The organism is Paraburkholderia caledonica NBRC 102488 (assembly GCF_000685095.1).
Taxonomy (GTDB): Bacteria; Pseudomonadota; Gammaproteobacteria; order Burkholderiales; family Burkholderiaceae; genus Paraburkholderia; species Paraburkholderia caledonica.
The window spans coordinates 98,039-122,761 of the sequence record NZ_BAYE01000001.1 but is presented as its reverse complement, the minus strand read 5'-3'; the positions used below and the strand labels follow the sequence as shown (position 1 = coordinate 122,761).

At 61.7% G+C, this 24,723-nt stretch carries 15 protein-coding genes and 1 pseudogene; 8 read left to right on the top strand and 8 right to left on the bottom strand.

Annotation, left to right across the window (positions count from 1 at the left end; genetic code table 11):
• Positions 1–4: 4 nt before the first annotated feature.
• A pseudogene (locus BCA01S_RS34295) lies at positions 5–750 on the top strand (SDR family NAD(P)-dependent oxidoreductase).
• A 56-nt stretch (positions 751–806) separates the two neighbouring features.
• On the opposite strand, the gene BCA01S_RS00585 reads toward BCA01S_RS34295, so the two are convergent.
• The 4 genes from BCA01S_RS00585 to BCA01S_RS00570 all read right to left on the bottom strand — a co-directional run bounded on the left by BCA01S_RS00585 (position 807) and on the right by BCA01S_RS00570 (position 5,096).
• Positions 807–1,460 carry a glycosyltransferase family 2 protein gene (locus BCA01S_RS00585; protein WP_027775267.1) on the bottom strand — a complete coding sequence of 218 codons (654 nt, stop codon included), beginning with the start codon at positions 1,458–1,460 and terminating at the stop codon, positions 807–809.
• Positions 1,457–2,065 (bottom strand): SAM-dependent methyltransferase, encoded by a 609-nt coding sequence (locus BCA01S_RS00580; protein WP_027775266.1) that lies wholly within the window; start codon positions 2,063–2,065, stop codon positions 1,457–1,459. Before BCA01S_RS00580 ends, BCA01S_RS00585 begins: the two co-directional genes overlap by 4 nt.
• Complete coding sequence (locus BCA01S_RS00575; protein ID WP_027775265.1) at positions 2,062–3,135, bottom strand: acyl-CoA dehydrogenase family protein; 1,074 nt, start codon at positions 3,133–3,135, stop codon at positions 2,062–2,064. The genes BCA01S_RS00580 and BCA01S_RS00575 overlap by 4 nt, the downstream gene beginning before the upstream one ends.
• 266 nt (positions 3,136–3,401) lie before the next feature.
• Positions 3,402–5,096 (bottom strand): hybrid sensor histidine kinase/response regulator, encoded by a 1,695-nt coding sequence (locus tag BCA01S_RS00570; protein ID WP_027775264.1) that lies wholly within the window; start codon positions 5,094–5,096, stop codon positions 3,402–3,404.
• Between the two features lie 448 nt (positions 5,097–5,544).
• On the opposite strand from BCA01S_RS00570, the gene BCA01S_RS00565 reads away from it, so the two are divergent.
• Together BCA01S_RS00565 and BCA01S_RS00560 are read left to right on the top strand one after the other, a co-directional pair.
• The gene (locus tag BCA01S_RS00565; protein ID WP_027775263.1) at positions 5,545–5,985 is read left to right on the top strand and encodes a hypothetical protein; all 441 of its coding nucleotides are present in this window, start codon (positions 5,545–5,547) and stop codon (positions 5,983–5,985) included.
• A 298-nt stretch (positions 5,986–6,283) separates the two neighbouring features.
• On the top strand, positions 6,284–8,512 hold the full coding sequence (locus BCA01S_RS00560; protein WP_027775262.1) for a Nal1-like putative serine protease: 2,229 nt from the start codon (positions 6,284–6,286) through the stop codon (positions 8,510–8,512).
• Between the two features lie 111 nt (positions 8,513–8,623).
• On the opposite strand, the gene BCA01S_RS00555 is transcribed toward BCA01S_RS00560, so the two are convergent.
• Complete coding sequence (locus BCA01S_RS00555) at positions 8,624–9,457, bottom strand: CHAD domain-containing protein (protein WP_027775261.1); 834 nt, start codon at positions 9,455–9,457, stop codon at positions 8,624–8,626.
• A 938-nt stretch (positions 9,458–10,395) separates the two neighbouring features.
• Positions 10,396–12,234 carry a glycoside hydrolase family 15 protein gene (locus tag BCA01S_RS00540; RefSeq protein WP_027775260.1) on the bottom strand — a complete coding sequence of 613 codons (1,839 nt, stop codon included), beginning with the start codon at positions 12,232–12,234 and terminating at the stop codon, positions 10,396–10,398.
• A gap of 345 nt (positions 12,235–12,579) precedes the next feature.
• Between BCA01S_RS00540 and BCA01S_RS00535 the strand changes: the two genes are divergently transcribed.
• The gene (locus tag BCA01S_RS00535; protein ID WP_027775259.1) at positions 12,580–13,542 is read left to right on the top strand and encodes a quinone oxidoreductase family protein; all 963 of its coding nucleotides are present in this window, start codon (positions 12,580–12,582) and stop codon (positions 13,540–13,542) included.
• 87 nt (positions 13,543–13,629) lie between these two features.
• On the opposite strand, the gene BCA01S_RS00530 is transcribed toward BCA01S_RS00535, so the two are convergent.
• Positions 13,630–16,071: a DUF3772 domain-containing protein gene (locus BCA01S_RS00530; RefSeq protein ID WP_027775258.1), complete on the bottom strand. Its 2,442-nt coding sequence runs from the start codon at positions 16,069–16,071 to the stop codon at positions 13,630–13,632.
• Positions 16,072–16,121: 50 nt separating this feature from the next.
• Complete coding sequence (locus BCA01S_RS00525; RefSeq protein ID WP_027775257.1) at positions 16,122–16,877, bottom strand: TetR/AcrR family transcriptional regulator; 756 nt, start codon at positions 16,875–16,877, stop codon at positions 16,122–16,124.
• 443 nt (positions 16,878–17,320) lie between these two features.
• Here BCA01S_RS00525 and BCA01S_RS00520 point away from each other — a divergent pair, with 443 nt between their 5' ends.
• From BCA01S_RS00520 to BCA01S_RS34290, 4 genes are all read left to right on the top strand, one after another.
• Positions 17,321–18,499: an efflux RND transporter periplasmic adaptor subunit gene (locus BCA01S_RS00520; RefSeq protein ID WP_042317730.1), complete on the top strand. Its 1,179-nt coding sequence runs from the start codon at positions 17,321–17,323 to the stop codon at positions 18,497–18,499.
• Positions 18,496–21,675 (top strand): efflux RND transporter permease subunit, encoded by a 3,180-nt coding sequence (locus BCA01S_RS00515; protein WP_027775255.1) that lies wholly within the window; start codon positions 18,496–18,498, stop codon positions 21,673–21,675. Before BCA01S_RS00520 ends, BCA01S_RS00515 begins: the two co-directional genes overlap by 4 nt.
• Before the next feature lie 2 nt (positions 21,676–21,677).
• Entirely contained in the window at positions 21,678–23,141 is a 1,464-nt protein-coding gene (locus tag BCA01S_RS00510) for an efflux transporter outer membrane subunit (RefSeq protein WP_027775254.1), read from the top strand.
• Between the two features lie 181 nt (positions 23,142–23,322).
• Complete coding sequence (locus BCA01S_RS34290; RefSeq protein ID WP_042317728.1) at positions 23,323–24,711, top strand: paraquat-inducible protein A; 1,389 nt, start codon at positions 23,323–23,325, stop codon at positions 24,709–24,711.
• Positions 24,712–24,723 lie beyond the last annotated feature (12 nt).

The window sequence follows — 24,723 nt, the reverse complement described above, 5'->3', positions numbered from 1 at the left end:
CGCGATGCAACTCGAGCATGCTCTGGCAGTCGTGACAGGCGGCAGCAGCGGCATAGGCTTCGCAACCGCTGAGCGATTTATAGCCGAAGGCGCGCGCGTGGTGATCAGCGGGCGTAACGCGGAAAAACTCCAGCAGGCCGCGGACAAACTCGGCGAGAACGCGTTGCCGGTCATGGCAAATGCCGCGAACCCGGAAGACATGCGACGGCTATATCAAACAGCGGTCGGCCGTTTCAAATGCAACGTCGATGTGGTGGTCGCGAACGCAGGCGTCTCCCGGCAAACTCCGCTACGCGACACGACGCTGGAGCAATTTTCCGAACTTCTCGACATCAATGTCGGCGGCGTGTTCTCGACGGTACGAGAGGCGTTGCCGTTCCTCGCCCGACCTGCGTCGATCGTCCTCGTGGCGTCGCTCGCGGCCAGTCAGGGCACGAAGAATTTTTCCGCATATTGCGCTTCGAAGGCGGCGGTGGTCTCGCTGGCAAAGTGCTTTGCAGCCGATCTGGTCGAACTCGGCGTGCGCGTCAACAGCATTTCACCGGAGTCGCCCATACGCTGATCTTCAATACGCTGGGCATATCCGACGCGCAACTGTTGCAATGGTCGAATGTGATTCCCATGAAGCGGCCGGCCGAACCTGCCGAGGTTGCTGCGGCGATCCTTTTTCTTGCGTCGAATGCATCCGGATACGTGACCGGCGCCGACCTCGCAGTCGATGGCGGCATGTCAGGCATCAGTCCGTTCTGAATGGGCATTGCTCCGTCTTTTCGCGGCAATGCATAGCGACGCGAAAGATCAGCGCGCTAGTTCGCCGCCCATGAGACGAGCGTATCGCCAAAACCGCCGCGTGCGCGTACCGCTGTTCGCGCGCTCGTCACGACGCGCGGTGCTGCGCTCCATGCGATCTGTGCGCCCGTAGCGATCAGCCGATCGACAAGCCCCACGTCTTCGCTGCACGCACAGGGCGGGAAACCGCCCGCGCGAAGATACGCTTGCGCACTGACGCCGAGATTGGCGCCATGCACATGCCGGTGGCCGTCCGCATCCATGTATGTCGCGCGAAAGAAATCGCGCACGCTCTGCGGATGCTCGCTCCAGTCGTCCACGGCGATCGAGCCGCAAACAGCGTCGGCGCCCAGCGCGAGCTGCGCGGCGAGCCAGCCCGGCGAGACGCGGCTGTCGGCGTCGGTGAAGGCCAGCCAGCGCGCCCCCTCGGCCAGCAGCAGATCTGCGCCGGCCGCGCGTGCTATGCCGACGTTGCGCGCGCTTACGCTCAGCGTCTGTGCGCCATGCGCATGTGCAATGACGCCGGTGCGGTCGTCGCACGCGTCGAGCACGACGACGATACGCACAGCTTCGCCGTCAAGCAGGGGATGGCACGACGCCTCGGCGAGCGCTGTCATACAGGGCTTGAGCAGCGCCTCTTCGTTGTGTGCGGGAACGACGACGCCGATCATAAAAGGCCCTCGTGTTGCGCTGCCGAGCGCGCATCGCGCGACCAGACATCGACGATGAAATCGGTTTCCTCGTGATGCACAAGCCGCGTCAAGCCACAGCGCGCATCGAGTAGCGCATGCACCTTGGTAGTCTCCTGCAACGCCTCGGCGAAGGGCCAGCGCCAGTGACACGCGAGCAGTGTGCCGTCGGACGAGAGCGTGTCGGCGATCCGCGCGGCGAGCATTTGCAGTTCGCTGTCGTCGAGGTAGTAGGCCAGTTCGCTCACGACGATCAGGTCAAACGGTCCGCTTTGCGTCGGCCATTCTCGCGCCACTGCACATTGCTCGACGCGCACGTGCGGCGCGTGCGCCACGCGCTCGCGTGCGGCGCGCACCGCGCGCTCGTGCAGGTCGACGGCAAGTAGCGCGTCGCAGCGCGTCGCAAGTTCAGCGGTCAATTCGCCGTTTGCGCACCCCGGCTCAAATGCGTTGCGGTAACGTTCGCGTGGCAAAGCGGCGAGCGTGAGCGAGCGCTTGCGGCGTTCGTACCAGCCGTTGCGCAGGTTCCACGGATCGTCGCTGTGTTTGTACAGGTCATCGAAATAGCGTTCGGCGTCGTGCGTCATAGCGTCCACGGGGAGTTCTCCGTTTCGCAGCTGTGCGTGCTGACGCCACCTTCTTCAAGGAGCGTTTCGCCGAGCGCCGCCAGATCGCGCTCTGCGTGACTTTGTCGAATGAACACGGGCAGGTCCGCGATCGCGCGGGCGAAGCGGCCGTTGCGGCATAGCGGTCCCGCGCCTAGCGCGCGCGTGGTGTGACGCATCACGGCAGTCGCTGCGTCTTCGACGACCAGACGCGCACGCAATGCCTCGCGTTGCACGATGGCGTGAGGATGCGCGTCGATATGCGCGGCCGTCTCGCGCAGTACCGACGCCGCGCCTGCCAGCGCGCAATCGACTGCCCCCAGATGCGCGAGGCGGTGCGGGTCTGCGTGCTGCCGGCAGGCGTCACGCAGCACTTCGCCGATGCGCGCCGCGGCTCCGTACCAGCACGCCGCGATGCCAGCGCCGCCATGCCAGAAGCCGGGCCGATTTACATAGGCATGGGCGTCGCCAACGAGCGTCGCGGGTGTGCCGCGAAAAGTCACGTCTGCGCTTGCGGTGGCCTGCATACCGACGGCCTGCCAGTTCGAGGTATCGATCGAAACGGAAGGGTGATCCAAGGCGAGGGCAGCGAGCACTGGCTGATCGTCGAGCCACGCGGTCACGAGCGCATGGCTGAGAACGCCTGCTCCCGAACACCACGCTTTGGTACCTTCAAGGATCACGTCGGCACGATTGCTTCCGACCGCTTGTCGCGTTGCACGGACGCGCGCGTTGGGTGATTCGGCCGCCCAGACGCCCCATTTGCTCCCGCGCTGCGGCGTGGGGCCATGAAGCTCCGCGAGGATCGCCAGGGCGTCGGTGTGGCCCTCGTAGAGTTTGACGAGCCCCAGATCGTGCGCCGCGACATCGGCGAGAACACGCCAACGCGAAAGAGTCTCGCCATGACCGGGCAGCGGCATGTGGGGCGCGCGATCGAACTCTTGTTCGATGAGGTCCGCCAATACAGCGCCGAGGGCGAGCGGATCGTCGGCAGCGAAACGCGTCTTGCCGAGGAATGTTGCTACCGGGTGCGCTGGGTGAGATGTCTGCATCGGCTCCGTGAACTCCGCAACTTATCGTTTTTCGATGGACTGCCGGGTCGTGCAATTTCAGATCGACGCCAGTCGCCCGCCGTCACTGCAGCACCAGTCCCGTAGCGAGGCGGGCGGTACGGAGGGCGACTAGTGGGGCGTCGAGGTTTTTGAAGGCGTAGCAAGCCGCATGCCGCGGCTATTGCGAAAGCGCTAGCCGATCAGAGGGATCTGTGGATCAGGAACAAACGATGGCGATACAAACCGGTGCGCGGCCACTCCCGGCTTCAAACCATGCCGCCAAGCGTGCCTTCGGACCGGTTCGACAGGATGTATTCGAGTTTGTCCAGCGAAAGCGGCTTCGTCAGGTGGAAGTCGAAACCAGCGGCAAGCGCTCGGGACTTGTCTGATTCCGCTGCGTAGCCGGTGAGTGCCACCAGCACGATGCCGTTGAGTTCTGGATTTAGCCGGACGAGGCGTGCGACCTCGAATCCGTCCATCATCGGCATTCCGATATCGATGAGCGCGATGTCTGGGCGGCGCTCTGACATCAGCTTGATTGCGTCGGTGCCATTGTCCGACGTGGTGACTTCATGACCTTCCACTTCGAGCAGAAGCCCGAGTGCCTCCAGCGCGTCGCGATTGTCGTCGACGACCATCAGTCGCGCCCGTTTCGTTTCCGCACGCGCTTGCACCTGCTGAGCGACGTGCGTATCAGCGACCGGCCTCAGTATCGGTAGTCGAAGGCGTACCGTCGTTCCGCTTCCTGGACCGTCGCTGCGTAACAAGATTTCGCCGTCGTGGAGTTCCACCATGCGTTTGGCAACGGCGAGTCCGATGCCGAGGCCGCCGTCTGCCCGCGCTGCGCCTCTCGCTCCCTGGGCAAACAGTTCGAATATCTGTTGCTGAGCGACGCTTTCGATACCGATGCCATTGTCCTGAATCTCGACAAGCACCGAGTCAGAGACGCCGTCAGTGGAATTCGAAGGCTCGATGCTCACGCTCATCCGGATATCGCCGCCGACTGCGGTGTACTTTGCAGCGTTCGACAGCAGATTGCCGAGGGCCTGACTCAGCCGCACATGATCGGCACGGACAGGGAGCTGCTCGTCGAGGCCGGCTACCGTCAGCTTATGCTTGCGCGCTTCAATGTGATGCCTGATTGCCGACAGCGCATCGAACGCAATGTCGTTGAACGATGTGTCGCTGAGCTTGATGGTGAGCTTTCCGTGCTGCAGGCGCGCGGCGTCTAGCAGGTCGTCTACGAGCGTGCGCAGGTGGCGCATCTGCCTGTGTGCGATATCCAGCACGCTGGCCGCTCGCTGGTTGTCGGCGCAGAGATGCCTCGCTGCGCCAATCGCACTGTCTATCGGCGCCATCGGATTTCGCAGTTCGTGCCCGAGCATCGCGATGAATTCGTTTTGCCTGCGCTCGCTTTCCTCGCTGATGTCGCGTGCATCAACGATTGTCAGCGAAGAGCCCGCGAAGACGGCAAGATTCGATAACAGCCGGGCGTCCTCGAGGTCGAATCTGCAGTCGTCCCGGTGGGACATGACCCATATCGCACCGAGGTCCCTGCCTCCTACATTGATAGGAACAACGACCCCTTCCGGGACGCTAATACCGGGGAATGACAGACACGGGAATTGCGTCTGTGGCTCGACAAACAATTGGGCGGTACCGGCCCGCAAAGTTACTCCGCAGGGGCAGTCGTTCCATGCGGTCGTCTTTCCCTGAAGGCCCGCGCAGAGTCCTGATACGGCAAGCCAGCGGAACACCTGCTCGCCTTGCTGCTGCTCGATGAGGCTGATGCCTGCGCTGCCCGCCGAGCATAGCAACAGCGCCGTATCTGCAATTGCCTGGAGAAGTTCTTCGCGCGAGCCAGCCTGGGCCCGGGCGAGAGCGACGAGGGCCTGATTTTCGGCTGCGTAATCGGGTGCCCGGGCAGGCCGTCGGGCAAGCTCGACAGTGTAACCAGCCATGCTGCTATCCAAAGATGAGGGAGACCGGAGAGTGACGCAAGGCAGGGCTCGCGGCATATGTGCGAGCGGTCGCCGCAGGCCCACCTCTCACTCCAAGGGTCCATTTAACAATACGGGACGAAGCACGCCAAGTCAACGACGCCGGCTCTTCCGAGGGCCGGGGCTGGCCTGTGCTTAAAGGCCTGCAGCCGCAACGGCGATGGGCTTCCGCGGCACGTCAAACCGATCGGCGACGATGCGAAATGATACTGGGTCGAAACGGTCAAGGACCGATTCTTCGCCGCCCTCAGACGATATGCAGGCGCGAGCGGCGGGACTGGAGGGGGACCATACGCAACCGGCGCGGCGTAGTCACGAAGCGCGCGGCGCCCGCCCGGCGCTCCCATAGACCACTTCCCGGATAAGCAACGGTATATACTGTTTATACCGTTATTCTTAAGGATCAGCCATGGCCGCACCGACTTTACGACAGCCAACGAAAAAGGCGTTTCATTTCCCTAAAAACTCGAAAGGTCAGGAAAGCCATAACGTAGCGCAGGCCGCTCCTGCCGAGCAGTCTGCGGCCGACAATCCTGTCCCGACGAAAGCTGCACCGAAAGCGAAGCGCGCCGCTGCTTCGAAGCAGGAGGAAGTAAAGGCGCAGGCTGAAGAGAAGCCCCGTCGCGCAAGAAAGGAAAAGGTGGTACGAGACAGCTTTACGATGCCGAAATCCGACTACGAAAAGATTGCGGCCCTGAAGCAGAAATGTCTGGACGCGGGCATATCCGTCAAGAAGAGTGAGCTGTTGCGAGCGGGGCTAATCATGCTCGAGGCTGCGGCGTTGAAACGTCTTCTGGCAGCCGTGACCGCGGTAGAGGCGGTGAAGACGGGGCGCCCCGCGAAAGGATGAAAGCAGTCGGTCTGGGCGCTCGCTCACGCGCCTTCTAACTTGTTGGCAGGGCGCAAGCGACTAAAACGTGTTCCTTGCGCCACCCACACGATGTTCCTGTAAACCAAGGGTCAATTAAATCATCGGCGGTCCGCCGGGACCTGGAAAGCCCGCGTTGCGACCGCGCCAACGACGCTTTCGCGAAGTTGTCACATGGGTCATCCAACCTGAATGCGAACGTGCGCGAAGCGGGCAGTTTCTTGTCTCACGACGCGCATCCTAACCGGCCGCTCCTGGTCGAACTCGCGAAGGTGATGAGATGAGCCCACTGTCCACGCAGCAGAATTTCCAGAGCCTCTCACTGAAGGACTTGCTCGAAGCCAGAGAGCTTTACCACTGGCATCTGTCGAACAAGGCGAACGTCGTAGGCACTGCTGTGGGTCTGTACCTGATCCGGAAAGACGACCCCTGGCCCGGGGACAATGCCGATTCCGACAGAAGCAGTTCGCCGCTCGAGAAAGGCATTCGCACGTTCGACAATTCGGAAGTGCGTCCGTATTCGTGGCCTGCAGTCATCGTGCTCGTGCGCAACTGGATAGATGCGACGGAATTCGGATTTGGCAAGGTCGACCCGGACCACATGGTGCCACGTACGCTTTATATGCCGGACGGCCGCGCAGTTCCTGTTTGTGTTGTCGCAGTGCAGGAGACCGAGCCGTCCAAAAAAGCCCCGGCCGATACCCGCTGGCCCTCGACCTATATTGGCGGCGGATGTCCGCTGCTTGCGCAGGCCCAAGGTGTCGAACGCACCGCGAGCGTGGGATGTCTCGTGACCGACGGCCATACAACCTATGCGCTCACGAATCGGCACGTGTGCGGGGAGCCTGGAAGTCCTGTTAAAGCGCGTCTGCGCGGCGCGGTCGTCGAAATCGGCATCGCCTCTGAGCGACAACTGACGCGCGAACCGTTCACCTCCGTCTTTCCGGCGTTTCCTGGGAGCCGCAGTTATCTGACGCTAGACATTGGCCTCGTCGAAGTCCACGACGCCAACGACTGGTCGAGCCAGCCCTTCGGCATCGAAGGAACGCCCGAGGAAATCGCTGACCTGAACGAACTGAGCCTGAGCCTTCGATTGGTCGACCAGCCCGTGACTGCATTCGGTAGCGCTTCGGGACTGCTCGAGGGAACAATTAAAGCCCTGTTCTACCGCCACAAATCGTTGGCGGGCTATGACTATGTTTCGCAGTTTCTCATCGCGCCGACATCGGGCTCGACGCAAACCCAGGCCGGCGATTCAGGCACGGTGTGGTATCTGAAGTCTGGAGACAAGGAAAAGCCCAAGCTGCATCCGTTGGCGGTGGAATGGGGTGGACAGACGTTACTCGAAGGCGACAAGCGTTTGAACTACGCGCTGGCTACCGGGCTCAGCACTGCATGTCAGTTGCTCGACGTCGACCTGATCCGCGACCAGAATCAGGGCGCTAACCCGTACTGGGGACAAACGGGTCATTACAGCATCGCGACCGCTGCAATTGAGTCGGTATCGAACGGTCCACTGCGGGAGTTTATGGCAGCGAATATAGAGCGCATCAGTTTTCGTCCTGATGAGCTGACGCCGCAGCAGATCCACGCGAAACTCGCCAACGGCGAATTCGTTGAACTTGCCGATGTGCCCGACCTCGTGTGGAAGAAAACGCCTGCGCGTGTGCCCGGCGGACGGGACTATGCGCAGAACGCCGGGCCCGAACATCCGACCCATTATGCCGATATCGACAGGCCCGATGCGAACGGCAAGACCTTGCGCGACGTCACGTTAAGCAGCATCGACAACATGAGTGTTTCTGCGTGGTTGAAGTGGTATGCCGATGAAGGGCAGGCGGACAGTCGCTCAGAGGGGTTGCTGCCGTTCCGCGTTTGGCAGATCTTTGACGAGATGGTTCGGCAGTTGAAGGCCCGGGACGATACGCGATTCCTGTGCGCAGCAGGGGTATTGGCTCACTACGTTGGCGATGCGTGCCAGCCGCTTCATGGGTCCTATCATGCCGACGGATACCGTGATGCCCCGGGCGCAACCAGCAAGACGTGGCCGGGCAAGGGAGTCCATTCGACATACGAAGACAAGATGGTCGACCGGCACTCGACTGAGTTGCTGCCCAAGATCGCTCCGCAAGCGAAACGCTTCGAAGGTACGATCCCCGCCATTTGTAACGGACGCGATGCCGCTTTCGCCACCGTAACGCTGATGGCGCAGGCGGCAGATATGCTCCCTCCCAGCAGGCTGATTGACGAATATATTCGCCTCGGCGGCGGCAGTTCGGCGAAGGTAGTCGATGGTCTCTGGAACGCTTTTGGAGACGATACCGCGAGGCTCATGGGCGCAGGAGCGCGATATCTTGCGGCCATCTGGGAAGCAGCATTCGAAAAGGCTGACACGTCGCTGCCATCAGGAGCACGGGTAATACCAGAAGCGGAATTGGCGAAGGTTTATCAGAACAAGGATTTTGTGCCTTCTGTGACGCTGGACAAGATTGCCTCGTTGCTCGAATGACGCCAGGTTGTTAGCTCGCCGCACGGCGGCGCTAACCACACACAACGAACACACAACGGGCCAGCACACCAGAGCGCCTTGCAAGGCGAGTGTGGTGACTGGCCCGAGCATTTAACCAAGCAGTTTTGACGCCGCTTTAATCTGGCGCTGCTGTTCCTTCTTCAACGCACGAAGGACTGACGTTGCATCGACGCCTGCAGGCAACGAAGAGCGATTCGCGTCGAGCAGGTCACGGCTCACAACGGCGTCGTTTAGTGCGCCGAAATGCTTCTGTAGCCGCTTGAGTCCCTTCAGTCCGTTGCGCTGTTTTTTGCCCAGCAAGGGCTCGAAGAACTCGATGAGATAGCGCACCTTCTTTCCAGCTTTGCGCACATCGTGATACGAGTTGTAGTCAGCGCTGCCTGCTTTCGACGCGTGGCGCATCCGTTTTTTCAATTGTTGCTGCGCCGTCTTTACCCGCTTTTGCGCGAATTTCCGCAACGGTGTGCGTGCCGGAGATGTGTTCAACTCCCGGTTCGCTTCGCTTACTGCATTGCGTAGCGCCTTGTCGAGATGCGCGTTACTTAAAGTTTCGGCGCTTTTTTCGGCCGTCTCGTTTCGACTTCTTCTGAATGCATCGAGAAGGGCCTGGTCACTGTCTTTCTCAACGAGCTTGATCAATATGTCCCAGTCGCGCGTGTTGCCCGCCGCGTTGGCCATGAACTTGAAAAGGGCGCGCTGCTCGTTGTCGAATTTTTCGTCGAGAATCGGCCGATACGCCCAGAGCAAAGTACGCAAGCGGCGCAGGGCGATGCGAAGTTTGTGGAGCTTCTCGGCGTCTGCATCGTCCCGCAGAGCCGACACCTGTCCGATGGCCTCGGTGACCAACGGGTTCGCGTAGGTCGCGAAGCTGGATTCCGCCAGCGCGTCACGGTCGGGTAGGGGTTTGCTGCCGTCCGAAGTCATGATGGTTCCTCATGTTGCGCGATGCACCAGTATGGGCAAAAACCATTCCTCCTGGCTTCATGACCCACGCGTAATGCCGCGCGCTATCAAACGGCGGGCGAACGCCGTTTGTATCAAACGAAATCTTCGCCGGCCGCTCTATGACGGTTTTGTGAAGGCGATGTCGCCCTCCGCTTTGTAGAAAGTTTCCCTTCATTGACGTCGGTTTTGCATCCCTTGTGATGCTTTGTCATGCGGCACGAAGAGCCCTGTTAGACCGCCGGCGCGGCACAATCGCCCGCTGCGGTCGCGCCGTTCGAGCAGCGCACGGCAGTGCTGCATTGCACAAAAATTGCTAGCGTAGTGGACTGGACACCGCCCCCCGGGCGGCACTCGCCACGACTCTCCAACGGGGTACGAAGATGCACGACGCCGAAGCTGCAACAACCTTACTCAATAGATGCCGATTAACGAAGGAAGAACTCGACGGAGAGCCATCGGCTCTCGATATGCTGCGAGAAGGAGGGCTTCCTTTCAAGCGCTTTCGCGGCGTCTGCCGCAATGCATCGGAACCGGTTGGCGATTGCATGGAGATAGAATGCCTCGCGTTTGGCGACGGCTCCCATGCGCTGCGTCTGGTGCGGCCCGGCTCAAGACTCGACTCGGCACTATGGACTGCCGTTGCGCCCGAACAGTGCAACGTTGCGACGACTCGATTGAATCCCGCGAAAGAAGAACGGGATGCTCAAACACGGTGAATTTTCCTTCACCGAAGAGCGTGAGCCGTACGACGGTTTGCTGGTTTCGGCGTAAAGCATGGATGAAGCCAACTTTCCATCAGCCCCGTCACAAACCGAAGTGACGACGCGCCAAAGATGGCTACGTATTACGTTGCATGCGAGCCTCATTGTGGCGGCTTTGACAGAGCGATTGCCGCTCTTTGTCCCAATGTTCCAGCCTCAGGTCCACGGAACATGGTTCCCATCAAGGTCACGGTCTAACCGGTAAGCAGCACTAATGAGGGCGAGGTGAGTCAGTGCTTGCGGAAAGTTGCCGAGGGATTCTCCCGTCGTGGCGACTTCCTCTGAGAACAGGCCGACGTGGTTCGCGTAAGCCAGCATCTTTTCGAATACGAGGCGAGCCTCGTCGACTCTTCCGGAGCGCGCGAGAGCCTCGGCATACCAGAAAGAGCACGCGCTGAATCCGCCCTCCATACCGGGCAGGCCGTCGAGCGTCGAGCCGCGCGTGTAGCGGAATATCAGCGGGTCCACCTGCAGTTCTGCTCCGATTGCGTCAAGCGTTCCGGTCCAGCGAGGGTCTTGTGGGCCGATGAACCGTACCAGTGGCATCATCAACACGGAGGCGTCGAGTGTGGTCGAGCCCGGAGTCTGGACGAAGGTGTTGCGCTCCGGGTTCCAGAAATTCTCGTGAATGTCTCGATATATCTCGTCCCTTGCGGCGAACCAGTCGCTGAACGGTGCCGGCAAGGAACGCTTCTCAGCAAGCCGCAGAGCACGGTCAATAGTCACCCAGCACATGAGGCGAGAATGCAGCAGCGGGCGGGCACCATTGCGCAATTCCCAGATTCCGCTATCCGCCTCCCGCCAGTGGTCGACCACGTACTGCACAGTTCGCGCTACATGGCGCCAGCCTTCGTACGATATGCTGACGCCATATTTGTTGTACAGGTACACGGCATCGAGGAGCGCCCCATAGACATCCAGTTGCTTCTGGTCCCGGGCAGCGTTGCCTATCAGGAAGCTACTGGTTGAGCCGCCAAACGGTTCGAGGGCTTCTTCTTCTGGCACAGGCCGACCGTCGACGGCATACATCACCTGGAGGGAGCCGTCCGAAGCGCAGTCCCGGTTCCGGTCCGCAATCCATTGCATGAAATGCTCCGCTTCCTGCGTGTAGCCGAGCCGCAATAGCGCATAGACGGAAAACGCGGCATCGCGTATCCACGTAAAGCGGTAGTCCCATCTACGCGAGCCGTCCTGCGATTCAGCAAGTCCGAAGGTGGGTGCCGCGATAATCGCGCCGTGCTCACTCGAGCTGAGTAGCTTGAGGGTAAGCGCCGAGCGAAGAACCATCTCCCGGTATCGACCGCGGTAAGACGACTGGGAAGACCAGCGCTTCCAGAAATCGGTGGTGTCGCCGAGCAGCGCCTCACAATCAATATTCCGCTGCGCGAGGTCCGCCTCGGCACCGAGCGCGATGCAAAGCGTGTCGCCTTCAGTAAGCTTCACTGTGGCTTCAACCGTATCGCCGTCGCATGCAAGTGATGTTGACGCATGAAGGAGAAGAGGTGCGGCACCGTCATCAGGGACGAACCGGAAGCCGCCCGTTGTCTGCTCGACAGTGTGGCCAGCGCGCCCGTAGTTAAAGCGAGGTGTGCAGGAGATCGACAGATGCATCGAGCCAAATAGAACCTTGACCGCCCGGATCACGCAGTTTGCCGTCGACTGTGAGAGTTTGCCCTTGGAGTCATTGACGACTGGCATGAAATCGACAAGCTCGCAAACACCATCGCCTGTCATGAAGCGGGTCAGGAGGACGTTAGTCTCTGGCAAATACATCTGCTTCGAGGTGAAATCGGCAGAGCATGGAGTGATCGAGAACTGGCCACCTTCTTTATCCAGCAACGCGGCGAAGATGGTGGGCGAATCCATGCGCGGATAGCACATGAAATCGATGGACCCATGGGTGGAAACGAGCGCCGTCGTCTTCATGTTGCCGATAAGGCCACGGCAATCGGTCGCCAAGCCTGGCCGTTGACACTCTGTTCGTTGCGAGCCCATTAGCTTTCCCTCAGGCAGAAGCCTCGTGACTGGACGAGCTCCGGCATTCGTTTCATGAGCGCTGGAAGCAGCACTTTTTGTTCCATGCCAGAGCGGATGACTCGATTTTGGCGCTTTTGCGAAGCATCGGCGGTAGAGGAAAGGCTGCGATAGCAGAGGCTGTAGCCCATTTCTGCAAACGATAATTCGCTGGCTGAGCCGAGCCGACTGAGTCTTGATTGCCACTGTGGGTGGTGAGTGCCCGCGTGAGCACAATCGGACGCTCCGCTGCATCACGCACTACACTTTCACTCGTGAATGCATGCACTGACTCCAGTGCAGCCAGAACCGTCAAAGGACCAGGCCATGAAAGCAATTCAATTCCGCTCGTTCGGTGACCCGAGCGTACTCGAGTATCTCGATCTGGAGACCCCGCATGCCGATGCAGAGCAGGCGGTGGTTCAGGTCAAAGCGGCGTCGGTCAATCCCAGTGACGTCAAGAATCTTTCGGGTCACTTCTCGCACACCGTACCGCCGCGAATTCCTGGTCGCGATTTCAGCGGCGTTGTCGTCGAAGGTCCTGCCGATTGGACTGGAGCAGAAGTTTGGGGCACGGGAGGCGACATTGGTTTCACGCGCGACGGGACTCACGCCGAATTTGTGCGAATTCCCCTTAAAGCGCTGTCGCGCAAGCCGGCCAACCTTTCACACGCCGAAGCCGCTTCCATTGGCGTCAATTTCGTCGTTGCATGGCTGGGCGCGGTCGAGTACGGGCGACTTGCCGCGGGCGAAACCATCGCCGTGATTGGTGCGTCGGGAGGCGTTGGCGGTGCTGTGACGCAAATTGCAAAAGCACGCGGCGCGCGAGTGATAGCAGTGGATCGCCACGAACCGCTTCGGGATTCACCAGCCGGTCGCCTCATCGACCATTACGTGCCTATATCGGAGGACGCAGCACTTCTTGTACGCGAGCTGGCAAACGGTGGTGTCGACCTCGTCTACGATGCGGTAGGAGGAGTGACGTTCGAGCTTGCGCTTTCGCTTGCGAAGCGGCGCGGCCGTGTCGTTGAAATCAGTGCCACTGGCAAGCGGCGCGTCGAATTCGACCTGATCGACTTTTATCACAACGAGACACAGCTATACGGGGCGGACAGCGCGAAACTTGGCGTTGCTGACTCTGCACCCTTCATGGATGCGCTAAGAGCGGAGTTTGAGCGGGGAAGCTTCGAGCCGCCGGTGATTGCGCAACGATACACGCTCGAAAATGCAAAGGCCGCATACGAGGCGGTCCAGGCTGGGACCCGTGGCCGCGTCGTGCTTGAAATATGAACGTTGTTTCCTGTACGGAACTGGAAAACATCACGAAACCTTACCTCGTGTCGCTCGCTGCCGGGTCCTTTTCTAAGTAGATTGCTGTCACGCGATCAGTTCGCTGCTTCTCGCTCCTTGAACCACCACGGTCCGTGGGTTCGACAGCGAGATATCGGCCGCGCGTAGCCTTTTCAGTATGGCGAACAGCAGTTCACTTCTCGTTTCTCCAGCGATTCGAGGACTCTTTACATATCCGGTGACAGTCATCGTAATGCCGTCGGGCGTCAGATGACTGAACATGACGGATGGCAGAGGGTGTTCGAGAACCGCCGGATGATCCAGGTAAGCATCGACAAGGATATCGCGGACCCGCTCGGGGTCGACATCCAGCGCGAATGTAAGAACAAGAGTGACGACGCCTTGCGTGGTGTTTCCCATCGTCACGTTGCGCACGTTCTGCGAAATGAGCTGCGAATTGGGAACGATCACCGTTGATCTGTCAGAAAGCTGGATCTCGGTGGCACGCACGCTGATGCGCCGTATGTCGCCCTCGATGCCCGCGATACTGATCATGTCGCCTACCTTGACGGGCCGCTCGGCGAGCAATATGAGCCCAGAGATGAAGTTCTTCACGATCTCCTGAAGGCCAAAACCGATTCCCACGGATAACGCGCTGACAATCCAGGCCAGGTTGTGCCATCTCACTCCAAGCACGGACAACGTCTGCAGCGCAACCAATGCGTAGCCGACGTTTGCGAACAGCGTCAGCAGTGAGGCGCGCATGCCCGGACTCATCTCTGTCTTGGGCAGCAACTCGTTGTCGAACCATTTGCGCACCGAGCGGACCAGGTATAGCCCGATGCCGCACGTCGGTATGGCGCTCACGATCTGAGCGGGGACGATATTGAGCGCGCGCAGGCGATCGCCGCCCAGCATGTCGAGAATGCTGTCGAAGAGATCGGCTGGCGTCGTTCCCAAGCCACCGGTGAGCAATGCGACCACCGCAGCGACGATCAGTGCGCTTCGGCAAATGCCCGAAAGAACCGTGCCGATCTGTTCGAGATGAAAGTCTTTAAGAGCAAACAGATGTTTGATCGTCTTGCCGCTTGCATGCGCGGGAGACAACGCACTTTCACATACGTCGTGCGTGAGCGTGACAAGAAAATAGAGACTGCATAGAACGATGTCGAACCATACGAGCTCGTAGGTGACGAAGCGCGCGACGGAAACGTACCCGCAGAGCAGTGCAATTAGAGCACCCATGACGCTCGCGCAGACGGCAGCGTGAATCAGGCCGGCAAGCGTCGACCGCGCTTCGGGGGAATGGCCCGCAGCGGCAAGCGCGGTGCGTACCCGGTTGACCCGCAGCAACGACGCACCAATGGTCAACACGACGATCAACGCCACCAGACCGCGAGTGAAAATCGTAAGCTGCAGGCTCGTATCGACAGCCCGGTTGATCTGCTCGATCGTCCCTGAAAATAGCAGCAGCGCCGCCAATATCCGTGGGAAAGGGCTGAGAGCGCGCGCAACCGGATCGGCGATGGCCGGCAGCCGCCAGGAAGGATGTCGTGTACAAAGGAACGCCCTGCCCAGAGCGGCGACCAGCACACAATTGACGATATGTTTGACCAGACCGTCGACGAAGGTCTGAAGGGCAGGCGAAAGGGGCTGCTCACCGGCAACCGCCAGGCTGACGAGGTGAACGGCGCAAATCGCGGTGGCCAACGTCGCAAGCACGGTCGATACCGCGAAAGCACTGCGCCGCAGCCGTCCTTCCGGAAGACGCCTCAGGCAGAGCGAGCCCAACGTGCTTTCAAGAATGCGCGTCCCGATTGTCGTGCAGGCCAGCGCTATCAGCAGGAGAATCGCCGTGGCGATCCTCCGTTCCGGTTGCCACATCGATTGCATCAGTTTTTCAATCTGCTCGCCGAATGCCCGCAGATGTTGATAGTCCGCCGCTTCAGGGTGCAGGACAGGCGTCCAGAATGCAATGCTCAGAATGCTTCCTGTTCGAAGCGCCAATTGGTCTTTCAAATGTTCGTGCAGCAGTCGCCCAATCTGCGCATTCACGTTGATAAGGTTGTCTTTGATCGCTTGCGCCTGTTTGACTTCTGCATCGAGCCGCGCTTGCTGTGCCGTCAGTGCGTCGCGTTGCCTCGCCACCGCAGGGGTTTCCGAACCGGTGTCCGCGGCGGGCATCGCACCCAGCACGTCGAGCTGCGCATGTGTTCTCGCAAGATCGGGCTGCAGAGAGTTTGCTATCAATCTGTCGACATCGTCGGCTACACGGCGGCTCAGTGCGTCCAGTTCGAGTAGCTGGGCGTCGCTGGTTGCCGCAGATGCACGCTGCCTGATCAGATCTTCCCTGTTTTGAAAAGCAGTGAGTGCGTGGGAGGCTTCCGGTGCGGGGGCGATGAGGGGCAGAGCATAGGCGGATTCCGCCGTCCCCGGAGGTGGCGCGTTGGCCGGGCGGGCCGTGCCAGGAAGAATGCCGAACAGCGCAAGAACGCTCAGGCGGACGACGACCACAAAGAAATACCGCATGACGTACATGCGCGGAGCGCGTAGAGAGTAAGACACGGCCTGGCGACTCCTCAAAAACATTGCTGGCTTTGGAGCGGCGCCGGCAGCGGACGCCGGGCAATCTTCTCCGCCTCCGCGCGTTTCAGGCCGAACGCCTGCAGGACGATGGCCGCCGTGCTCTCTGCGAGCTTCTCCTGTTTCGATCGAAGCGTCTTGCGCATATGAACCATGCGTTTCGACGACGCGGAGGAATTGAGTTCGACGGCGACTCCTGCGAGCACCGTGCCGATGACGGAAATCACGCACATCAGCTCGTCGGCGACCACGAAGCGTTGCTCGGAAATGCCCCTCTCCGTATCGCGCAGCAGCCGCTGGCCGAGCCCTCGACTGAGCGCGCGCATCGACAGGCCTTCGCGTATCAGCAGTTGCCCCCAGACCGGCTCACGGCAAGCGCGCAAAAGCGTATGACGAACCGACACCGCGATCACTTCCGCGGGGTCCGACAAGCCGCTTGCGAGTCGATCCAGCGTATTGGCGAATTCCTCGAACAGCCATTCGACCAGCGCGGTGAAGATGCCTTCCTTCGAGTCGAAGTGGCTGTAGAAGGAGCCGAATCCCACATCGGCTGCGTCCGTGATCTCGCTGATCGTCACACCGTCCATTCCTTTTTTCGCGATCAGTCCGAACGCGGCGTTGAGCAGACGGGCGCGGGTTTCGCTCTTGCGCCGGGCGAGACGCGGCGAATCTCCGGCGAGCGGCTCGCGCGCCGGAATCAGGGCCATGACTGCTTGTCGGCGGCTCGCGCGCGGGTTGGAGCCATCAGACATCGTTGCCTCCTCGGTCATTGTCTGCTCCGATTTTAGATTCAAACGTCATGGTTGACAAGATTATCAGTTATGGGTCTAATCTCATCCGTGCGGCTGACATGCGGAAACGAGGGCTAGCAGGACTGAACGAGCAGGGTGGATACAGCGGCAGCGTCTCAGGCGTTGACGGACACCGGGCCGGAATCCGCAGATACCGTGCAGAGCAGCGCGTGCGCTTATGCAATCGCGCGGCTCCGTCAATGCTGATCTGCAACACGCACGTGTTGCGTGCCAGGTTCGGTGGCCGGCCAGAAGCCGGTGCCATCGTTTGCCGCGGTGCTCGAGAGGATCAGTAGCGCATCAGAGGGCTTTCCTGTTTTCGCGCCAATGGCAACGCGTGCTTCCGGGCACGGCGGTCTTTCATCGGCGCGGACGACTTTTCTACCTGGACTCACCACCTGTTTGTGAACATCGTGAAACATTCCGTTCCTGTCGCGCTGAAGCGGGCGCGTTCGTTGTTACCTTCCATCATCCGGTCGACGCATCGGGCGCCCGTCATCCTCATGGCGTGCAGCGCAATCCTTCTTTCCGCATGTCACCAACGCGAAGCCGTGGCGCCCGAGGCCAAGCCGGTCGTTGCACGCGTGGTTCGTCCCGACGGACGCATCCCGGGCGACTCACTGCCCGCGCAAGTAGAGGCGCGCTATTCCACGACGCTTTCGTTTCGCGTCGGCGGCAAGATCACTGAGCGGCGAGTGCGTATCGGCGATACCGTCAAGGCGGGACAGACGGTGGCGCTGCTCGACCCGACCGATCTGCAGAACAACCTTGTCAGCGCGCGAGCGCAACTCGACGCCGCAGAACATCGCCTCGTGTTTGCCAGGCAGCAGCTCGACCGCGACGAGGCGCAGGCGCACGCGAACCTGATTGCGCCCGCACAGCTCGAACAGACCCAGGATGCCTACGCAACCGCGCTGGCGCAGCGCAATTCCGCGCTGGCCCAGATGGCGCTCGCCGCCGATCACCTGCGCTATGCAACGCTTGCCGCGGATCACGACGGCGTGGTGACTTCCGAAGATGCCAACACCGGGCAGAACGTTCAGGCCACGCAAGCCGTGTATCACATCGACTGGACGGGTGATGTGGATATCGTCTGCGATGCCCCGGAGCGCGTGGTGAACTCCCTGAAGGCCGGCAGCAAGGCGCGTGTGACGCTGCCCGCGTTGCCGGGCAAGTCGTTCGAAGCGAGCGTGCGCGAAGTGTCGGCCGCCGCCGATCAGGAAAGCCGCACCTGGCGGGTCAAGCTGACGCTCGCGGCAGCGAGCCCGGAAGTGCGCCTTGGCATGACGGCCAACGTTGCGTTCGATTCGGTTCAAGGCAACGCAGCCGGACAGACCTTCACGCTGCCGGTGACTGCGCTTTTCCATCGTGGCGAGAATCCCGCGGTGTGGGTCGTGCGTAGCGGGAGCGACACGCTCGAGCTGCGCCCGGTCACGATCCAGCGATACGAAGAACGTACGGTGTCGATCGGTTCGGGCCTGCATGACGGCGACCGCGTGATCCTGCAAGGCGTGCACGCCGTGAGTTCGGGACAGCATGTGCAAGTCGTGCCGCCGCTGCATCCGGAGGACTTCCCGTCATGAACGCGCGCGACCATGAGAACGGGCCGGACATGCCGCCCGTGGATGCTTCCGACAAAGAGACCGCTGACGCAGGCGGTTTCAATCTCTCCTCCTGGGCACTGCGTCACCAGCAGCTCGTGATCTTCCTGATCGGACTGGCGACGCTCTTCGGCGTCATCGGCTATACGCACCTCGCGCAATCGGAAGATCCGCCATTCACGTTTCGCACGATGGTCATTCAGACCTACTGGCCGGGCGCGACCGCGCGCGAAGTGCAGGAGCAGATCACGGATCGTATCGGCCGCCAGTTGCAGGCGGCGCCGTATGTCGACAACATCAAAAGCTACTCACGCCCCGGCGAGTCGATGATTTTCTTCGCGATGAAGGACTCAGCGCCCGTCAAGGAAGTGCCCGAGACCTGGTACCAGGTTCGCAAGAAGGTGGGCGATATCCGGGCAACGCTGCCGAAGGGAACGGTCGGGCCATTCTTCAACGATGAGTTCGGCGACGTCTACACCAACATCTACGCGCTCGAGGGCGACGGCTTCACGCCCGCGCAGCTGCACGACTATGCCGACAAGCTGCGCACGGTGCTGCTACGCGTGCCCGGCGTGGCGAAGGTCGATTACTTCGGCGATCCCGACCAGCACATCTTCGTCGAGGTCTCGAATGCGCAGCTCACGCGGCTTTCGATCACGCCGCAGCAGCTGGCTCAGGCCATCGACGCGCAGAATACCGTCGCGCCCGTCGGCACGGTCACCACGGCTGACGACCGCGTGTTCGTGCGGCCAAGCGGCGCGATCAAGGACGAGCAGGCGTTGTCGGACGTGCTGATCACCATCAACAAGCGCACGTTCCGGCTCGGCGACATCGCCACCATCAGGCGCGGCTATGACGATCCGCCCGTGACGCAGATGCGCGTCGGCGGTCAGGCGGTGCTCGGCATTGGCGTGACGATGCAAAAGGGCGGCGACGTCATCGACCTCGGCAAGGCGCTCGACGCAAAGGCGTCCGAACTGCAGGCCACGCTGCCCGCGGGTTTGAAGCTCGCACCCGTTTCGAGCATGCCGCATGCGGTCAAGCACTCGGTCGACGAGTTCGTGCGTTCGGTGGGCGAGGCAGTGGCGATCGTGCTCGTTGTGAGTCTCGTTTCGCTGGGCTTGCGAACGGGCATGGTGGTCGTGATCACCATTCCGATCGTGCTCGCAGTGACGGCGCTGTCTATGCATCTGTTCGGTATCGGGCTCGACAAGGTGTCGCTCGGCACACTCGTGCTCGCGCTCGGCCTGCTCGTCGACGACGCGATCATCGCGGTCGAAATGATGGCGGTGAAACTGGAGCAGGGCTGGAGCCGCACGCGCGCCGCGGCGTTTGCCTACACCAGCACTGCGTTTCCTATGCTGACCGGCACGCTCGTGACCGTCTGCGGTTTCCTGCCGATCGCGCTCGCGAAATCGAGCACGGGCGAGTACACGCGCTCGATCTTCGAAGTGTCGGCAATCGCGCTCGTCGTTTCGTGGTTCGCGGCCGTCGTGCTGGTGCCGCTCTTGGGCTTTCACATGCTGCCGGAGCGCAAGGGTCATGCCGGCAGCGGTCATGGGCACGAGCACGAGCACGATGTCTACAACACGGGCTTTTATAAGCGTCTGGCAGGCTGGGTGACGTGGTGCATCGAGCGACGCTGGGTCGTGCTCGGTGTGACCGTCGTGCTGTTTGCGATCGCCATGGGCGCATTCACGCGCGTGCCGCAGCAGTTCTTCCCGAACTCCGAGCGGCCTGAACTGCTCGTGGACCTGAGGTTGCCCGAAGGTGCTTCGTTCGAGGCAACGCTGCGTGAGGCGAAGCGCCTCGAGAAAGTGCTCGACGGCAAGGCGGAGATCCAGCATTTCGTCGACTTCGTCGGCACGGGTGCGCCGCGGTTCTATTTGCCGCTCGACCAGCAGCTTCAGCAGCCGAACTTCGCACAATTCGTGATTACGGCCAGGGACGTCGAGACTCGTGAGGAGCTGATGCACTGGCTCGACGGGAAACTCGAGAAAGACTTCTCCGGCGTTCGTACCCGTGTTGCACGACTCGAGAACGGGCCGCCCGTGGGCTTCCCGATCAAGTTCCGCGTGAGCGGCGACGACATCGCGACGGTGCGCTTGCTCGCCGAGACGGTCGCGGAGAAGGTCCGCGGCGACTCGCGCACGCGCAACGTCCAGTTCGACTGGGACGAACCGGCCGAACGGTCCATCTCGTTCGAGATCGACCAGAACAGGGCGCGCCAGTTGGGTGTGAGTTCGGAAGACGTATCGAGCTTTCTCGCCATGACGCTGTCGGGATATACGGTCACGCAGTATCGCGAGCGCGACAAGCTGATCAGCGTCGACCTGCGTGCGCCGAAGAGCGAGCGCGTCGATCCAGCAAAGCTCACGAGCCTCGCGATTCCGACACCGAATGGCCCAGTGCCGCTCGGCTCGCTCGGACATGTGCGCGATACGCTCGAGTACGGCGTGATCTGGGAACGCGACCGGCAGCCGACCATTACGGTGCAGGCCGATGTACGCGGCGACGCACAGGGCATCGACGTCACGCGCGACATCGACCACGCACTCACCTCTGTGCGCGCCACGCTGCCTGTCGGCTATCGGATCGACGTGGGCGGTGCGGTCGAAGAAAGCGTGAAGGGGCAAACGTCGATCAATGCGGAAATGCCGCTGATGATCATTGCGGTGCTCACACTGCTGATGATTCAGCTCAAGAACTTTGCGCGGACGTTCATTGTGGTGCTGACGGCGCCGCTGGGTCTGATCGGTGTGGTCACTGCGCTGCTGCTGTTCGGCAAGCCATTCGGATTCGTCGCGCTGCTCGGTGTAATCGCGATGTTCGGCATCATCATGCGCAACTCGGTGATCCTGGTCGATCAGATCGATCAGGACATCGCGGCGGGGCATGCGCGCTTCGACGCCATCATCGGCGCAACGGTGCGGCGCTTCAGGCCGATCATGCTGACGGCGGCTGCCGCCGTGCTCGCGCTGATTCCGCTGCTTCGCTCGGGCTTCTTCGGACCCATGGCAACCGCGCTGATGGGCGGCATCACGATCGCCACGGTGCTGACCGTGTTCTTCCTGCCGGCGCTGTACGCGACGTGCTTCAGGGTCCGCCATGACGAGCGCGGCACGCAACCGGTCGTCGCCGAGCATACGGAGGTTTGATCATGAGCTTCAACTACAGGACATCCATGCTGGCGGTGGCTGCGGCACTCGCTGTGAGCGCGTGCTCGTTCGGACCTGGCGGCGAGCCGCCGGCCATGCCTTCGCCCGAGCATTACGGCGCGCAGGCGCAGCCTTCGACGACAGTGGCGGCGGGCGGCGTTACACAGACTTTCGATGTGGGCGCAACCTCGGCGCCGCAATGGTGGCGCCTCTATCGCTCCGATGCGCTCGACGCTCTCGTCGAGGAGGGCTTGCGCAACAGTCCCACGCTCGCAGCGGCACAGCGCACGCTCGCGTCGGCGCAACAGCAACTGCGGGCGCAGATCGGCGAGACGACGCTTCCGTCGATCGACGGTGTGGCACAGATCGAGCGCGCCCGGTCACCGGTCGTGCCCGGACTTGGTCCCGAGCAGGTGCAATACAACTTCTTTGCAGGTCAGCTTGCGGCGCACTACACGTTCGACCTGTTCGGCCAGACCCGTTACATGAACTCGGCAAGCGCGGCCCGAGTGAACGTGCAGGCGTATGAGCTGGAAGCGTCGCGGCGTGCGCTGGCCGCGAACATCGTGGGTGCTTCGATCAATGTCGCGGCGCTCGACCGGCAGATCGCGCTCACCGAACGGCTCGTTGCGGTATCCAACGACACGGCAAACGACGACCAGCAGCGCTATGCGCTCGGCTCGGTCTCGCGTGCTCAGGCGCTTGGGTCGAAACAGGATGCCGCGTCGGTCGCGGCGACTTTGCCGGCGCTGCGACAGCAGCGCGCGTCTGCGATTCATGCGCTCGCTGTGCTGCTCGGCCGTACGCCCGACAACCCGCCGGGCGTGCCGGCACTCGACACGCTGTCGCTGCCCGAGCATGTGCCCGTCGCCGTCCCTTCGGACCTGCTGCGTGCACGCCCTGACATTCAGGCCGCCGACGCCGCCGTCAAGGCTGCAGCCGCCGATGTCGGCTCTGCAACGGCGCAGATGTTCCCGAGCCTGTCGCTGACCGCCTCGATGGGCCGCGGCGGCTTCAGCTGGCCGGCGCTGCTCTCGGGCGCAGGCGGCCTATGGGCTATCGGCGCCGGCCTGTCGCAGCCGATCTTCCACGGCGGCGCGCTCGTTGCGCAGCGCCGCGCCTCGATCGATGCCTACGACGCCTCAGTGCTGCACTACAAGTCGACGGTGCTTTCCGCGTTCCAGGACGTGGCGAATTCGCTTGCCGCACTCCATAACGATGCGCAGACGCTGGCGTCGAACGAAGTAGCCGCTCAGGCCGCGCGCGCAGCATTCGACGACACCGCGTCGCGCCATCGTATGGGCTCGCTGCCTGCCACGGCGCAGTACGCGAGCGAAGCGCGCTATCTGAACGCGCAGATCGGCGCGGTGCGGGCGGCCAGCCAGCGCATGAGCGACACCGCGACGCTTTTCCAGTCGATGGGCGAGCTGCCGGTGAACCAGCAGACGACAGCGTCGGGGCAATAACGGAACGTTCCCGCGAGTCGACGTGGGCGGAGCCGCAAGTTCGGCGCAGCCATGAAGTCGCGGCTTCCGCCCCGGTCGAACGATAGCTGTTGCACAACGCCTGCATCTGAGGCCTGCGGCGCGAACCACGCGCTGCGGGCCTTTGCGCCCGTCCATCCCCCGGATTTCCGCTTCACCCCATATGGAATACCAGAGACTCATTGCCTGCCACGAATGCGACATGCTGTTTCGCAAGCCTTTACACGTCGAGGGGCGTGTCGCGACCTGTACCCGCTGCGGTGCAAGGCTGGCGGCGCTGCAAGGCGCCGGTGCGGCGCTCGACAGGGTTTGCGCGTTGACCCTCGCGGCGTTGATTACGTTCTGCATCGCGCAGGCGTTCCCCGTGATCGGACTGCGCGCAAACGGCATGACATCCGAGGCAACACTGTGGGGCGCCGTGCGCTCGCTCTGGACGGGCAACATGGGCGTCGTCGCGATCATGGTGTTCTGTTCATCCATTCTTTTTCCGCTGATCGAACTGCTTGCATTGCTGTATCTGCTGGTGCCGCTTCGCTTCAGCAAGCGGCCACCGCAATTCGATACGACGTTACGCGTAGTGCAACTCGTGCGGCCCTGGGGCATGGTCGAAGTGTTCATGCTCGGCGTGCTGGTGACGATCGTGAAGATGGTCAGCATGGCCGAGGTGATCGCCGGGCCCGGACTATTCGCACTGGCTGCGCTGACGGTCATGCTGGGCATTCTTGCCGCCTTCGACCCCCGCGGACTCTGGGCAATTGGCGATGAATCGAAGTCTGCTCGCGTGACGAGGCTTCGCTGGTCGTCGGCGAGCCGCAAACGTGTTTGCTTCGCCAGGCCCGAGCGGGCAGTCAAGGGCGATTCTTCGGCCGCCGTCAGCGCGCGGCGCGCGGGACTCGTCGGCTGTCACGCCTGCGGTCTCGTTCAGACGGGTCACCAAGCCAAGGTGACCGCGCGTTGCTCGCGATGCGCGAGCGTACTGCATCAGCGCCGCCCGGACAGTCTCACGCGAACCGTGAGTCTGCTGCTCGCCGCTGCAATTGCCTACATTCCGGCGAACCTGCTGCCGATCATGCATGCGTCTTCGCTGGGTCGCACCGAGGACGACACGATCCTCGGTGGCGTTGCGTATTTCTGGACATCCGGAGACTGGCCGCTCGCGGTCGTGGTCTTTGTCGCGAGCGTTCTCGTGCCCGTGCTCAAGCTCCTGGTTCTGACGCTTCTGGCGCTCGCCGCTCACCGGGGTTCGCGCTGGCGCGCTCGTGAAAGAGCCCGTTTGTACCGGATAGTCGAACGCATTGGCCGATGGTCGATGCTCGATGTGTTTGTTGTCGCACTGACGGTCGCACTAGTGCATTTCGGCTCGTTCGCCGTCGTCACTGCGGGTCCCGCCGCGCTCGCTTTCGCGGCGGTGGTGGTGCTCACCATGCTCGCGTCGCATCAGTTCGATCCGCGGCTCATCTGGGACCACGAGGATGCGACGCAGTGCTTGAACCGCCCGGCCCATGATGTCGCCGCCGCTGCGCCGCTGATCACCAATAACCGCAATTCCTGAAAGAGTTCTCAA